13 protein-coding genes and 1 riboswitch are annotated in these 15,684 nt (G+C 42.3%); of the genes, 6 read left to right on the top strand and 7 right to left on the bottom strand.

Translation table 11 applies throughout. From position 1 onward, the window contains the following. Positions 1 to 201 precede the first annotated feature (201 nt). Both LI074_RS15615 and LI074_RS15610 read left to right on the top strand, forming a co-directional pair. Positions 202 to 918: a LytR/AlgR family response regulator transcription factor gene (locus LI074_RS15615; protein WP_025578619.1), complete on the top strand. Its 717-nt coding sequence runs from the start codon at positions 202 to 204 to the stop codon at positions 916 to 918. 1 nt (position 919) lies between these two features. Beyond that, the gene (locus LI074_RS15610) at positions 920 to 2,239 is read left to right on the top strand and encodes an ATP-binding protein (protein ID WP_173698374.1); all 1,320 of its coding nucleotides are present in this window, start codon (positions 920 to 922) and stop codon (positions 2,237 to 2,239) included. A 65-nt stretch (positions 2,240 to 2,304) separates the two neighbouring features. On the opposite strand, the gene LI074_RS15605 is transcribed toward LI074_RS15610, so the two are convergent. The 4 genes from LI074_RS15605 to argC form a co-directional block, all read right to left on the bottom strand. Next, a complete protein-coding gene (locus LI074_RS15605; RefSeq protein ID WP_055053054.1) occupies positions 2,305 to 3,495 on the bottom strand; it encodes an aspartate aminotransferase family protein in 1,191 nt (396 codons plus the stop codon). Continuing rightward, positions 3,482 to 4,378 (bottom strand): acetylglutamate kinase, encoded by an 897-nt coding sequence (gene argB, locus LI074_RS15600; RefSeq protein WP_173698373.1) that lies wholly within the window; start codon positions 4,376 to 4,378, stop codon positions 3,482 to 3,484. Before argB ends, LI074_RS15605 begins: the two co-directional genes overlap by 14 nt. Positions 4,379 to 4,493: 115 nt before the next feature. After that, entirely contained in the window at positions 4,494 to 5,717 is a 1,224-nt protein-coding gene (argJ, locus tag LI074_RS15595) for a bifunctional glutamate N-acetyltransferase/amino-acid acetyltransferase ArgJ (protein WP_020993511.1), read from the bottom strand. A gap of 367 nt (positions 5,718 to 6,084) precedes the next feature. Continuing rightward, positions 6,085 to 7,125, bottom strand: a complete 1,041-nt coding sequence (argC, locus tag LI074_RS15590; RefSeq protein ID WP_119243322.1) for an N-acetyl-gamma-glutamyl-phosphate reductase — start codon at positions 7,123 to 7,125, stop codon at positions 6,085 to 6,087. A 460-nt stretch (positions 7,126 to 7,585) separates the two neighbouring features. Between argC and LI074_RS15585 the strand changes: the two genes are divergently transcribed. Then, positions 7,586 to 8,812 (top strand): argininosuccinate synthase, encoded by a 1,227-nt coding sequence (locus LI074_RS15585; RefSeq protein WP_173698372.1) that lies wholly within the window; start codon positions 7,586 to 7,588, stop codon positions 8,810 to 8,812. Positions 8,813 to 8,957: 145 nt separating this feature from the next. On the opposite strand, the gene LI074_RS15580 is transcribed toward LI074_RS15585, so the two are convergent. Further along, positions 8,958 to 9,332, bottom strand: coding sequence for a BlaI/MecI/CopY family transcriptional regulator (locus tag LI074_RS15580; protein WP_020993513.1), 375 nt, complete (start codon positions 9,330 to 9,332; stop codon positions 8,958 to 8,960). A gap of 163 nt (positions 9,333 to 9,495) precedes the next feature. After that, complete coding sequence (locus LI074_RS15575) at positions 9,496 to 10,644, bottom strand: AI-2E family transporter (RefSeq protein WP_055053056.1); 1,149 nt, start codon at positions 10,642 to 10,644, stop codon at positions 9,496 to 9,498. A gap of 453 nt (positions 10,645 to 11,097) precedes the next feature. Continuing rightward, positions 11,098 to 11,193, top strand: a riboswitch (purine riboswitch). A gap of 71 nt (positions 11,194 to 11,264) precedes the next feature. Between LI074_RS15575 and LI074_RS15570 the strand changes: the two genes are divergently transcribed. The 3 genes from LI074_RS15570 (at position 11,265) to LI074_RS15560 (ending at position 15,336) form a co-directional block, all read left to right on the top strand. Then, entirely contained in the window at positions 11,265 to 12,542 is a 1,278-nt protein-coding gene (locus LI074_RS15570) for an amidohydrolase family protein (RefSeq protein ID WP_330584124.1), read from the top strand. Between the two features lie 162 nt (positions 12,543 to 12,704). Beyond that, the gene (locus tag LI074_RS15565) at positions 12,705 to 14,081 is read left to right on the top strand and encodes an NCS2 family permease (protein ID WP_173679297.1); all 1,377 of its coding nucleotides are present in this window, start codon (positions 12,705 to 12,707) and stop codon (positions 14,079 to 14,081) included. 328 nt (positions 14,082 to 14,409) lie between these two features. Further along, positions 14,410 to 15,336, top strand: a complete 927-nt coding sequence (locus tag LI074_RS15560; protein ID WP_055053085.1) for a DMT family transporter — start codon at positions 14,410 to 14,412, stop codon at positions 15,334 to 15,336. 66 nt (positions 15,337 to 15,402) lie between these two features. On the opposite strand, the gene LI074_RS15555 is transcribed toward LI074_RS15560, so the two are convergent. Further along, positions 15,403 to 15,684: hypothetical protein (locus LI074_RS15555; protein ID WP_207718290.1), on the bottom strand; the 282-nt coding region annotated here is incomplete at its 5' end.

Raw genomic sequence — 15,684 nt, 5'->3', positions numbered from 1 at the left:
AATTTTTTCAATAATTCTGTCACGAAACGACAGAAAATGACACGAATTGTAAATCTATGGTATTGTTTTGTGATATACTTATAGCAGAATTTTATGAAAATTGCGGGAGCTGCTTTGCAGTGAAGCAATTCGTAGATATCAAGTTAGGGGCAAAATGCCTTTTGACCCTAACATCATTTTATAAATAAAGGAAGATTTACTATGAGAATTGCAATTGTTGATGATATTTCAGAAGAACGGACACTGTTACGAAACAGACTGGAATCTCAGTTTTCCAGGCGCAATGTCCATACAGATATATTGGAATATGAAAATGGAGAAACTTTCCTCACTGCAGCGAAGGAATGTCCTTTCACTGTAGTGTTTCTGGATATTTATATGAATGGTTCTAACGGGATTGATACAGCAAAAGAACTTCGCAGATCAGATACTGACTGTCTGCTGATCTTTACAACAACTTCTACCGACCATGCATTAGAGGGATTCCAGGTCCGGGCTCTGCACTATCTTGTAAAGCCCTACAGTGAAAATGATATTTCCGCACTGGCCGATGAAATCCTTTCCCGCATCCCGGATTCCGGGAAATACATAGATGTAAAGGTAAACGGCAGTAATATTCAGATTCCCTTCCGGAAAATAATCTACGCAGAGCATTTTTCCCACATGATCCACATCCACACTGCCGGTGAAAGGGAACTGGTCACCCGCCAGTCCTTTGATTCCTTCATAATCTCCCTGAAAATGGATCCACGCTTCTATCAGTGTAACCGAGGCGTTGTGATCAATCTGGAGCATGCCGTTGATTTTGACGGAACAGGCTTTCGCCTTGATAACGGAAGCAATGTCTCTGTCAGCCGGAAGCTGCTAAAAAACGCCAGACAGACATTTATGGAATTTCTGTTCCAAAGGAGGTCCTGAAATGACTGACATACTTCGCCCTGTACTTGAACTTTTCGTAATCATTCCCGGCATACTGCTGGCATATCTGCCTGTAAAGAACTATCTGAGGCAGACACCGCTTAAGCTGACAGCATGGCTTCTTCCCCTTCTTCTGGGAATCTGTATTTTAGGAGGGGCAGTTTGCTGTGCCCTGCAAATTCCCACCAGATGGTTCCTGTTTCCTCTGCTGCCTGTCATTATGCTCATTTACCATAAAACATTAAAAATCTCTGTCTGGAAATCCGTCAGTATTTTTCTGGCAGTCTTCGCAGTTTTTACATGTGTCAAAAGTCTGTCCCGGGCAGTCAATGCACTTATGACTGCTGACCTGCATATTACAGAAAACGAACTGTGGTTGCACACTGGTGCCGGAATTTTCTATAATGTCATCTGCCTGCTGTTTGTTCTGGCAGCCTGGTATCCTGCCTGCCACTGTGTACAGACAATGGTCACAGACGAGAACTTTGCCCAGACCTGGTATGTATTCTGGATCCTTCCGGTAATCTTCATCGGAGTGAATCTTTTTATGATTCCCAAACACCGCAGCACTTTATATACCGGGCGTATTCTGCAGTGTTATATTGTTTTCAGTCTTGTACTGCTCATAATCCTGCTTCTGTTCTATGTCCTGTTTCTTATGATGGCAGTCAGCCTGAACAGAAATGCCAGACTTCAGCAGGAGAACCATTTTCTTTCCCTTCAACAGGAAAGATACGAGAATCTCTGCATGGCCATTGAAGAAGCAAGGCAGGCACGTCACGATATCCGTCATCATTTTGTCCGTCTGTCCACTCTGGCAGAACAGGGTGACATAGAAAAAATTAAAGAATATCTCTCTGCTGCAACCGGCAAAATCTCTGACTATAACCTGCATTTCTGTGAAAATCAGGCTGTTGACAGTGTTTTCGGATATTATTCCACCATTGCAGAAAGAGAAAACATTCCTTTTCATGCAGTGGTTTCCCTGCCTGCTGATCTTTCCATAGATGAGATCAATCTGTGCCTTGTGTTCTCCAATCTGCTGGAAAATGCCATCCAGGCAAGTGTGAAAACAGTACCCGCCCGCAGAAAGATTAATGTGGAAGTTTATCCCCACCATAATCATCTCCTTCTGATTCATGTGGAAAACACCTTCGATGGCAAAATACAGCAAAAAAACAATATTTTCCAATCCTCCAAACACTCCGGAAACGGAATAGGAATCGAATCTGTCCGCCACATTATCGACAAAAACGGCGGTGCCTGTGACTTTACCTATAAAGATGGTATTTTCTCTGCAAAAATAATGCTCCGGATATAATCAGTTATTGATTATACCCGGAACATTTTGCAAAAATATTCAAATATCTCTTGAAGTATCTAAAATTATTCCATACACTCATCCAGAATTGCAGCCATCTTATCAATGTGTTCTTTTGTGATCACAAGCGGAGGTACGATTCTGAGTACATCACTGCCTGCAGAGATCACCAACAGTCCTTTTGCCAACGCAGCCTTTACAACTTCACCAACCGGGCGGCCCTGGATTACGATTCCCTGCATGAAGCCCATGCCTCGTCTTGTTGCAGCGCATTCATGTTTTGCAACAATTTCATCCAGTTTCTGTTCCAGATATGGAGTCATTTCCTGTACATGTTCAATGATCTTATCATTCTCATAAATGTCAAATACTTTGCTGACTGCAGCACATACAAACGGGTTTCCGCCATAAGTTGTACCATGGTCACCAGGTTCCAGAGAAGCTTTAGCAGCTTTCTCATTCAATACAAACGCCCCTACCGGCACACCACATCCAAGAGCTTTCGCACTTGTCATAATATCCGGCTGTACACCGTATGCCTGCCATGCAAAATAATGTCCGGTTCTTCCCATACCGCACTGAATTTCATCGAAAATCAGCATAATATCTTTCTCATCACAGATCTGACGCAGACCTTCCAAGAATTCCTTCTTCGCCGGATAAATACCGCCCTCACCCTGAACAACCTCAGTAATGATCGCGCAGGTCTTATCTGTGATCTGAGCCTTTACACTCTCAAGATCATTAAAATCCGCAAACTTCACACCGCCCATCAGTGGCTCAAAGGGCTCTCTGTAATGAGCAGTTCCTGTTACAGAAAGAGCTCCTATACTTCTTCCATGAAAGGAATGGTTCATGGCAATGATCTCATGATCTGCATGTCCGTCACGTACATATGCATATTTCTTAGCTGCTTTTAAAGCACCTTCGATTGCTTCTGTACCACTGTTGGTAAAGAATGCCTTGCTCATTTTACTTGCCTTTACCAGCTTCGCACCTGCTTCGATGATCGGCTCATTGTAATATAAGTTGGAAATATGCATCAGCTTATCAATCTGATCTTTTAATGCTTCATCATATCCCGGATAGTGATATCCCAGAGAATTTACAGCAATACCTGCTGCAAAATCCAGATATTCCTTTCCCTCGGAATCATATAAATAACATCCCTGTCCCTTTTCAAAAACAACAGGAAAACGATTATAAGTGTGAAGGATACTCTCTTCGGATTCCTTCATCTGTTCATTCATGTTCATTGTAATATTTCTCCCCGTCTTCTCTCAGAATCGCAGTACCAATACCTTTGTTTGTAAAGATCTCCAGCAGTAAGCTGTGAGGAATTCTTCCGTCAAGGATATGGACTCTGTTAACGCCTTCTTCAATGGCATCAATACAGTTTTTCAGCTTCGGAATCATACCTCCGCCTACATAACCGTCATCGATCAGTTTCTGTGCTTCATCTACATGAAGTTCAGAGATCAGGCTGGACGGATCATCCTTGTCTTTATAAACGCCTTCAATATCAGAAAGGAATGCAAGCTTCTCCGCATGAACAGCCTCTGCAATGGCACATGCAGCATCATCCGCATTAATATTATAAGTAGCGAACTCATCGTCATAACCTACCGGGAAAATGATCGGCAAGAAATCTTTCTCCAGAAGATCCTCCAGAATCTTCGGCTCAACCTTTGTAACTTCACCAACAAATCCGATGTCTCCGCCCTTTGTCTGTTTCTTGCGGCATTTCAGCAGACCACCGTCTTTACCGCTGATACCAACAGCATTTACACCAAGAGATTCCACCATGGCAACCAGTTCCTTGTTCACCTTCGCAAGAACCATCTCTGCAATTTCCATAGTATCTTTATCTGTAACACGAAGACCGTTAATAAATTTCGGCTCCATACCTACCTTGCCAACCCAGCGGCTGATTTCCTTACCACCACCATGAACGATGATCGGTTTGAAACCAACCAGCTTCAGAAGAACAACGTCCTTGATCACATTCTTCTTCAGTTCATCATCCAGCATGGCACTTCCGCCGTACTTTACAACTACGATTTTACGATTAAATCTCTGAATATAAGGAAGTGCCTCGATCAGCACCTCCGCCTTGTCCAAATATTTCTGATTAACCATTATTCTCTCCTTTTTCCAGTCAATGTCTGGTCTCCATCCCTGCTTATTGCTTTTCGCAATTAAAGCAGGAGACTTACCTGATTCGGTTAAAATCACCCTTATTCACAGAATTTTGTTATGAACGGTAATCTGCATTGATTTTTATATAATCATAAGTCAGGTCACAGCCCCATGCAGTTGCTGTGGCATCACCCATCTTCACATCAGCGATTGCTGTGACAGCTTCCTCAGAAAGAATCTTCGTTGCCTCTTCTTCACTGTAATCCACAGCCACCCCATTCTCAATAATCTGAATCTTACCAGCCTTACTCTCAAAGAACAGATCCACCTTCTCAGGATCAAACTTCGCACCGGAATATCCCATAGCACACAGGATTCTTCCCCAGTTTGCATCATGTCCGTAGATAGCAGCCTTTGTCAGAGAAGAAGTAACAACAGACTTGCTCAATGTAACTGCCTGCTCCTTAGACTCTGCACCAATGATCTTCACCTCAAACAGTGCAGTCGCACCCTCTCCGTCACCTGCGATCTTCTTCGCCAGAGTAGTATTGATATAATTCAGCGCAGCCTTGAAGGTTTCGTAATCCTCACCCTTCTCTGTGATCTCCGGATTCTCAGCCAGACCATTGGCCAGAAGAAGAACTGTATCATTGGTAGAAGTATCTCCATCAACAGAAACCATATTGTAAGTATCCTTAACATCCTCACTTAACGCTTCCTGCAGCATTTTCTTGGAAATCTTCGCATCAGTAGTAACAAACCCAAGCATGGTACACATATTCGGATGGATCATACCGGAACCCTTACACATACCACCAACAGTAACCGTCTTACCGCCAATTTCAATCTGAACAGCAACCTCTTTCTTCTTGGTATCAGTAGTCATGATCGCCTTCGCCGCCTCAGTACCAGCCTCCAGAGAACCATCCAGCTTCGGCGCCATCATCTTCACACCATTCTTAATACGGTCAATGGGAACCTGCATACCAATCACACCTGTAGAAGCAACCAGCACACTGTCAGCAGCCACCCCAAGAATCTCAGCAGCCGCATCTGCAGTCTCCTTACAATAACCATAACCTTCTGCACCAGTACATGCATTGGCAATACCACTGTTACAGATCACCACCTGTGCAGACGGATGATTATAAACAATATCCTGATCCCATTTAACAGGCGCAGCCTTCACCACATTGGTAGTAAAAGTCCCCGCAGCTACACAAGGCACCTCACTGTAAACCATAGCCATATCCGTTCTGCCCTTATACTTAATCTCAGCCGCAGCAGCCGCTGCCTTAAATCCCTTAGCTGCCGTAACGCCGCCATCTATAATCTTCATAAAACCTCAATCCTTTCTATATAATAAGACAAACTATCTTGTTTCCCGTCCACATCCTCCACGCTCAGCGACTGCCGCAACTCCCCTGCGCAGTCACGTCCGTCAGACATCCACATCTCTTCCGTCCTGAAAAGTCAGCTCCGGAAATTATTTGGTTTTGAACGCATTTGCAGGGGCTGTAGTAACTCTTAGTGCTCGGGAATTTGCGTTATGAGGCGGCTGCATCACTGTCTGAGCGAAGTTTGCAACGGAGCGAGTTTGACAAGCCGCCTCATGCCTTTAGCAAATTCACGAACACTTAGAGTTAGTAAGCCCCGAAACCGCGTTCAAAACCAAATAATTTCCGGAGCGTCCCCTTTTCTCTAACTTACGGACACATCGGCACCTGCAGCAGTCCCTCAGCCTCCTTAAATCCAAACATCAGGTTCATATTCTGCACAGCCTGTCCCGCAGCACCTTTAACCAGATTATCCATAGCCCCCATCATAATAACTCTGTGAGTTCTCTGATCAATCTTAAAATTCACATCCACATAATTACTTCCCTCCACACACTTCGTCTGCGGACAAACATCCTTATCCAGCACACGAACGAAAGTCTCATTCTCATAATACCTATCATAAACTGCCTTCACCTCTTCATAAGAAACATCCTTAGTCAGAGAAGCATAAGCAGTCACAAGAATACCACGATTCATAGGAATCAGATGAGGTGTAAAATTAATCAACACCTCTTTGCCACACGCATAACCAAGCTGATCCTCAATCTCAGGTGTATGTCTGTGAGTTGCAACACCATAAGCCTTAATATTCTCGTTTACTTCACAGAACAGATTGGCAACCTTCGCTCCACGTCCTGCTCCTGAAGTACCGGACTTCGCATCAATGATAATCGTAGACGGATCGATCAGCCCCTCTTTGATCAGCGGATAAATAGAAAGTGTAGAACATGTGGGGTAACATCCCGGATTCGCAATCAGTCTGGCTTTCTTAATCTCCTCACGGTTGATCTCACATAAACCATAAACCGCCTCATCAATAAACTGCGGAGCCTTATGCTCAATTCCGTACCATTTCTCATATTTCTTCACATCTTTAATACGGAAATCCGCACTCAGGTCAATAACTTTCGCCTTGGAAAGAATTCCTTCATTAATTAAAGAAGCACAAAGTCCCTGAGGCGTAGCTGTAAAGATCACATCTACTTCATCAGCTAATGCTTCCATATTATCATCCATACATTTCGCATCTACTAGCTTAAAAAAGTTCTGATAAACATCTGCATATTTCTGGTCAATGTAACTTCTTGAACCATACCACGCAACTTCCACATCTTTATGTCCCAGAAGCAGTCTCACGATCTCGTTACCTGCATATCCTGTGGCACCGATAATTCCTGCTTTAATCATAATAATTTCCTCCATCTTCGCCTCATCCGGCGATCTTCATTTCATAGTAAAACTTTACTCTATCAGAGTGCTGGACTAATTATACATCTTACCTGCATAATATGCAATAGTCATTTTTCAATGTTTTTACATGGATTCTATTTTGCTTCACGAATTTCCCCCTGTCTTTTCCTATATTATGTTGCATATTTATGCAAAAACAGATAAAACTTTTTTGCATTTTTCTATTGCATATTTATAAAAAAAGGTGTATATTATCACTTGTTAAGCGGAATCATACGAAATCATCTTGTTCCGCATTGAATATTTATTCAAAAATTTCAATCAGAAATTACCGCATTTATTCAAAAATAATGCGCTGAACTCCCGACCTATTCATTTACTTTCGGCAAACGGATATCTCAGGAAATTTTTACAAATCAGGAAAATAATAAAATCCAATTTCAGGAGGAATACAATCATGAAAGAAAAAGTCGTTTTAGCATACTCAGGCGGTCTTGATACCACAGCCTTAATCCCATGGTTAAAAGAAACATTTGATTACGATGTTGTCTGCTGCTGCGTAAACTGCGGTCAGGGAAACGAACTGGACGGACTGGATGAAAGAGCAAAGCTTTCCGGTGCTTCCAAATTATATATCGAAGATATCGTAGATGAATTCTGTGATGACTTCATCGTTCCATGTGTACAGGCAGGTGCTGTATACGAACACAAATATCTCCTTGGTACATCCATGGCCCGTCCGGCAATCGCTAAGAAATTAGTTGAGATCGCACGTAAAGAAGGCGCAGTTGCCATCTGCCACGGTGCTACAGGTAAAGGTAATGACCAGATCCGTTTCGAACTTGGCATCAAAGCTCTTGCTCCTGACATCAAAATCATCGCTCCATGGCGTATGACAGACAAATGGACCATGCAGTCACGTGAAGATGAGATTGCATTCTGTAAAGCTCACGGAATCGACCTTCCATTCGATGCAAGCCACAGCTACAGCCGTGACAGAAACTTATGGCATATCAGCCATGAAGGTCTGGAACTGGAAGATCCTTCCCAGGCTCCAAATTATGACAATATGCTTGTTTTAGGTGTTACACCTGAGAAAGCCCCTGATAAAGAAACAGAAGTTACCATGACATTCGAGCAGGGTGTTCCGAAAACATTAAACGGCAAAGAAATGAAAGTTTCCGAGATCATCACAGAGCTCAACAAATTAGGCGGCGAGAACGGTATCGGTATCGTTGACATCGTTGAAAACCGTGTTGTTGGTATGAAATCCCGTGGTGTATATGAGACTCCTGGCGGAACAATCCTTATGGCAGCTCATGAACAGCTCGAAGAACTGACACTCGACCGCGAGACAATGGAAACCAAGAAGAAACTCGGCAGCCAGTTTGCTCAGGTTGTATACGAAGGAAAATGGTATACACCTCTGCGTGAAGCAATCCAGGCTTTCGTTGAATCCACACAGAAATATGTAACAGGCGAAGTTAAGATGAAACTGTACAAAGGCAATATCATCAAAGCCGGTACAACTTCTCCATACAGCCTGTACAATGAATCTCTTGCATCTTTCACAACAGGTGACCTCTATGACCACCACGATGCAGATGGATTCATCACACTGTTCGGACTTCCACTGAAAGTTCGCGCTATGATGTTAAAAGAAGTTGAGCAGAACAAGAAATAATTAATTGATAACAGATTCAGCCAGATGGACACTTTATTCATCTGGCTGTTTTTATTACCTGATACAGTATTGCAATTCTGTAAAAAATGGCACAAAAAAGACACAGCCAGATGGCCATGTCCGTTTTTATCTGCTATGTTTATGATTATCTGCTTTCCAGTTCCGCACGTTTCTTATCGATAAGCTCCTGAAGTTTTTCCAGCTCTTCCACTGTAATCCCATCAGATTCCAGAAGCGCATTCATCATTTCCACCGGATTAATCTTTCTGCTTTTGGCATTTCCCTTTAAATAATCCTCTCTTGAAAGAAGAGGGGTATAATTTCTTGCATACACCTTGCCGTTCATTGAAGTTCCCGCAACCTGGATCAGATTCTCTTTCAAAAGAAGCTCCAGGCATCTTCTTACTGTCGGCATTTTCAGTTCCGGTGCAATGTCATTGATCTCAAAAGCAGACAATGGTCTTCCCTCTTCCCAAAGCACATTCATAATATCATAACGTTTACCTTTTAAGATGTCCATCTTAAGATCTCCTTCCATTTTTAACCAGATATCACTATAATACAGAAATATCGAATTAATTACAATTACAGAGACCTTACACTGATTTACAGTCCTTTTACAAATTTGTTACCAAGTTTATCCGGACAATAATACATCTTTCTACACATCACGAATCATTTCGTTATAAAACAAGCTGTTTTTTCTCAAGACGGGCATATACCCACTCTCTGAAAAGTGTATAGATGACAGATACTGTCGGAATGAAGATCAGCATTCCCGCAATTCCCATCAGACTGCCGCCAAGTGTTACAGCTACCAGTACCCAGATGGATGGAAGCCCGACAGAACCACCTACCACATGAGGATAGATCAGGTTTCCTTCTATCTGCTGCAGGATAAGGAAAAGTCCCAGAAACAGAACTGCTTTTACAGGACTTATCATAAGGATCAGAAAAAATGCTACCCAACATCCGATAATTCCGCCAAACAGCGGGATCAATGCTGTAAATGAAATCAGGACACCCACCAGCATTGCATATGGAAAATGCAGGATTGTCATGGATACAAAGAACATACTTCCAAGAATCACAGCTTCGATACACTGTCCGGTAATAAAGCTGGAAAAAATCCTGTTTGCCAGATTCCATACATGTGCCAGGTATCTGACCGGTTTTTCCGGGAACATTGCGTACATTGCTTTTTTTATCTGCTGCAGGAGCTTTTCTTTCTGCAAAAGGACGTAGCAGGCGAATACAAAGCCAATGGATACATTCATTGCAGTAGTCAGAAGTCCCATGGTGATGGACACTGTGGAGGAAACAATGTTATTGACTCCGTTCTTCAGTACGCCGAGTACAGAATCGATTATTTTTCCCGGCTCAATGTCAAGAGACTGCGCCCATTTCACAACTTCCGGATTGTTTCCGAATACATTGTCGATCCATTTCTGGAAAACCGGAATATTTTCTTCTATCTTTTTTGCTATGTTTACGAATGTTGCCCCCAGTTCCGGTACTACTACCAGCATAACGATCACGATTATACAGATCACAAAGCAGATAGAAAGCACCAGGCTGACCGGCCTTGCCAGTTTTTGTACTGTTTTTTTCTCTTGTTTCAAGGCTTTTCCGAACAGATGATGTTCTATGAATTTCATTGGAATATTGAGGATAAAAGCGATTCCAAAGCCAATGATGAACGGAAAGAGAAAGCCAAGCAGAACTCTGACAGTACTGATGACTATGTGCAGGTTCTGGACACCCAGATATAAGAGAATTGCGAATGCGATGAGCCATCGAATTTTTTTTATGTTTTCTTTGTCTAGCTGCATGTTTGTTTTTCCTTTCTTTTTGATATTGGAGAGTATTATATCATATTTTCCCAAAAAACGGACGCTTAGAAAAATATTTTATCTGCTATGCGGTTTCGGCATCTAAGAGATTCTAAGTCATCTGAAATCTGCTAAAAGCATGAGAAGATTTAAGAGGACTAAGAATCTCTAAGATGCCTGCAAATGCATAGCAGATAAAATATTTTTCTAAGCTGGTAATTGGAAGGTGGAAAATATCGTATCAATTCGCATGTTAAAAGCCTACATGAATAAGAAAGACTTTAAATATGAAAGAGATTGTATAAGTTCACATGGGATATCATATACTTTATATAAATTCTGCCTGTAAAATGCTTTATAGACTATGAATTATCAAATAGCAATGCAAAAAGAATATTAAATTAAATTGCAGAAAGGAATTGACAGTTAACTACAAATATTTTATAATCATTTTATAAACAATATAAGTAAACTTATATATGTCCATAATCGGTTGGACGTTTCTACCAACTACCGTAATAGTTGTCTATAAGTTCTCTCCCCAGGGAGAAAGAATGAGGTAAAGGCAGCATCGGTAGATTTTTTTTGCCTTTCCTTAACCACAAAAAGGAGGTATGGTTATGAACGAACGGACTTTTGTTTTAAAGGGAACAATTTGCTACAGTAATTCTCTGACAGAACTTTCCATCACTGAAAATGGATATTTAGTATGTGAAGATGGGCGATGTGCAGGGGTGTTTGATGAGCTTCCTGAGAAATTTGCAGGAATCTCATGTACAGATTTTGGCGATGAGCTGATCATTCCGGGACTGACTGATCTGCATCTTCATGCTCCGCAGTATACGTTTCGTGCCTCGGGTATGGATCTTGAGCTGCTGGACTGGCTGAATACTTATACTTTTCCGCAGGAAGCACGTTATGAAGATACAGAGTTTGCAAAAGAGGCTTATTCTGTTTTCGCTGAGGATATGAAGAAGAGCCCGAATACAAGAGCATGTATTTTCGGAACTCTGCATGTCCCTGCTACCGAGATCCTGATGGAACAACTGGATAAAACCGGAATAAAGGCTATGGTCGGCAAGGTAAATATGGACCGTAATGGTTCTCCGCAGTTGCAGGAAGAGAGTGCTCAGGCTTCTGCTGATGCTACGGTTCAGTGGATTAAGGATACGCTTGATAAATTTGAAAATGTAAAGCCGATCCTTACTCCGAGATTTACTCCATCCTGTTCTGATGAGCTGATGGAGAAGCTTTCGGAGATTCAGAAGAGGTATCACCTGCCGATGCAGTCTCACCTTTCTGAGAATTTCGGTGAAATTGCCTGGGTGAAGGAGCTTTGCCCGAATACACATTTTTATGGAGAAGCATATAGCCAGTTTGATCTTTTCGGCGGTGACTGTCCAACGATCATGGCTCATTGTGTTCATTCTTCGAATGAAGAAATTGCCCTTATGAAAAAGCAGGGCGTTTATATTGCTCATTGTCCGCAGTCCAACACAAATCTCTCCTCAGGTATCTCTCCTGCGAGACGTTATCTGGACGAAGGCTTACACATCGGACTGGGCTCTGACATTGCAGGTGGAACTTCCGTTTCTATTCTGCGTGCCATGGCTGATGCTATTCAGGTTTCCAAGCTGTACTGGCGGCTGGTTGATTCTTCCATGAAGCCGCTCACTGTTGAAGAAGCCTTTTATATGGGAACAGAAGGAGGCGGTTCCTTCTTTGGAAAGGTTGGAAGCTTTAAGGAGGGGTATGAATTTGATGCGGTTGTGCTTAATGACAGCACTATTCCAACTCCACTGAAGCTCTCTCCGAAGGACAGACTCGAAAGACTGATCTACCTTTCCGATGACCGCAATATTACCGCTAAATATGTAGCCGGAAGAAAGATTCTGTAACTGCAGGAAATACAGATTCTGATGGTGTTTTTCCGGCATATCGTTAACAAAACGATATGCCGAGACGATTGATTCCAGGAGTTTCACCCTGTTTTTTCGGGATGATTATCTGAGACACCACAAAACAGCCGGCAATTTTTAAAATCAAAAGGGGGAAAGATTATGAATCTTGACAAATTATTCCATCTCAAAGAGAACCACACAGATGTAAAGACCGAAGTTATGGCAGGTATTACCACATTCATGACAATGGCATACATTCTGGCTGTAAACCCAAACATTCTGGAAGCATCCGGCATGGACAGAGGAGCTGTTTTTACAGCGACCGCACTGTCATCCTTTATTGCCACCTGTCTGATGGCTGCGCTTTCTAATTATCCATTCGTTCTTGCACCTGGCATGGGCCTGAATGCCTACTTTGCCTACACTGTTGTTCTTGGCATGGGTTACAGCTGGCAGCAGGCACTGGCAGCTGTATTTGTAGAGGGTATTATTTTTATCCTGTTATCTCTGACCAATGTGCGTGAGGCAATTTTCAATGCGATCCCAATGAACCTGAAACATGCAGTATCTGTTGGTATCGGACTGTTTATTGCTTTCATCGGACTGCAGAATGCTAAGATCGTAGTTAACAACGACTCCACTCTGGTAAGTGTATTTTCCTTTAAATCCTCCGTTTCCGGCGGAACCTTCAATACAGAAGGAATTACAGTTCTTCTGGCGCTGATCGGACTTCTCATCACCGCCATCCTTCTTGTTAAGAGTGTAAAAGGAAACATTCTCTGGGGTATCCTGATCACATGGGGACTTGGCATTATCTGTCAATTGACAGGACTTTACAAACCTGATCCTGCAGCCGGCTGGTTCAGCCTCCTGCCTGATTTTTCAAACGGAATCTCCATCCCAAGCATGGCTCCCACATTTATGAAAATGGACTTCTCCATTGTCTTCACACTTGATTTCGTAGTCATTATGTTTGCATTCCTGTTTGTAGATATGTTCGATACACTTGGAACACTGATCGGCGTTGCTTCCAAAGCTGATATGCTTGACAAAGAAGGCAAACTTCCAAACATCAAAGGTGCTCTTCTTTCTGACGCAGTAGGAACTACAGTAGGTGCTATGTGTGGTACTTCCACAGTTACTACTTTCGTAGAGAGTGCTTCCGGTGTTGCTGAAGGCGGACGTACAGGACTTACTTCCCTGATAGCAGCCATCCTCTTCGGATTATCACTGCTGTTATCCCCGATTTTCCTGGCAATCCCGTCCTTTGCCACAGCACCGGCTCTGATCATCGTTGGATTCCTGATGCTCACATCAGTAACCAAGATTGACTTCAACGACATGACTGAAGCAATCCCGGCATTTATCGCGATTATCGCAATGCCGTTCCTGTACAGCATTTCTGAAGGTATCTCCATGGGTGTTATCTCCTATGTGATCATCAACGTTGTTACAGGTAAAGCAAAAGAAAAGAAGATCAGTGTACTGATGTATGTGCTCGCTGTATTGTTTATTTTGAAATATATCTTTATCTGATATAAATATCAGATACACATTTACAAAAAGAAGTCTCCTGCAGAGGCTTCTTTTTATTTCTATAATCTTCTTTCTCTTTTTATATCTATGATGTATAATTATGAAAGTGTTTATTCATTTTCAGATCAATAAGGCACCGGCACTCTTAAAATATATTTGAAATATTTTATAATATGAGGGCACTGAACAGTTACAAAATTCCAGTGCCTCTGTCCACACTGAATGAATAAATATTTTGTTTTATCCACATTTTATACATTCTATTTACACTTTATTATTTTACACATTAATATAAGGAAGGATTACACACATCATGCAAAAACAACAGATCCCTTTAAAAAATTCCCTGCTCCTGCTTCTCGCAGCGATTATCTGGGGTATCGCTTTTGTGGCTCAAAGCGTAGGAATGAAATACGTAGGAGGCTTTACTTTTAATGCCGTCCGTTCCCTTATCGGAGCAGTCGTTCTGATTCCACTGATTTTTATTCTGAAAAAGAGAAACTCTCCTTCAGATTCTGCTTCCAAAGCATCTGGCAGATCTGACACCTCAAGTAATACTGTATCCAATATGCAGGAGAAAAAAACTCTGATTATCGGCGGTATCGCCTGCGGTATCTGCCTCTGTCTGGCAAGCAATTTCCAACAGTTCGGCATCAAGTATACAACCGTCGGAAAAGCCGGCTTTATCACTGCCTGTTATATTGTGATCGTCCCTGTCATCGGACTATTCCTTGGCAAAAAATGCACAAAATTTATCTGGGCTGCCGTTGCAATGGCTCTGATCGGACTTTATCTCCTGTGCATCACAGATGGATTTTCTATCGGAAAAGGAGATCTGCTCGTACTGGTATGCGCATTTCTATTTTCACTGCACATACTGGTCATCGACTACTTTTCTCCAAAAGTAGACGGAGTAAAGCTCTCCTGCATTCAGTTCCTGACATGTGGTATCCTTTCCGGCATTCCCGCTCTGCTCCTTGAGCATCCGGAACTCTCATCCATCTTGGCAGCATGGCAGCCAATCCTCTACGCAGGTGTCATGTCATGCGGAGTAGCTTACACCTTGCAGATTATCGGTCAGAAAAACATGAACCCAACTGTAGCATCCCTGATACTCAGCCTGGAATCCTGCATCTCTGTCCTAGCCGGATGGATCATCCTCAGACAGCAACTAAGTACTAAAGAAATCCTTGGATGTGTCATCATGTTTGCTGCTATCATCCTTGCACAGCTTCCACAGAAGCAGACAGAATAATATGCAGAGTAGGTCAGAGGGTCTATTCCCTCTTTCCTCTCATCAAACTGCATGTGAGTTTCTCCTTCATACGACTATACGGCTTTCCAGCATTCTTCTTTCTACAGCATTGTACCACACCACCATTCGTTGTAAGCCTTTTTTCGTAATCCTTATTCTGCTCCATGGATATTTCAAACAGAAGGTGGAAAAGAAAAAGTTATTGCTATAGACGGGCATGGAAGCTATGTAACAGAAATAGTAGATGACTAACTTTAAAAAATAAACTCCCCACTTCGTCAGAAATTCATCCGTGGTATGCTCCCCGTCAAGAGGACAATAAAAAATAATAAATTTTTGTATCGTCAG

This window comes from Blautia sp. MSK18_10 (assembly GCF_020553185.1).
In the GTDB taxonomy this organism is placed as follows: Bacteria; Bacillota; Clostridia; order Lachnospirales; family Lachnospiraceae; genus Blautia_A; species Blautia_A wexlerae.
This window is presented reverse-complemented; position numbering and strand designations above follow the sequence as displayed.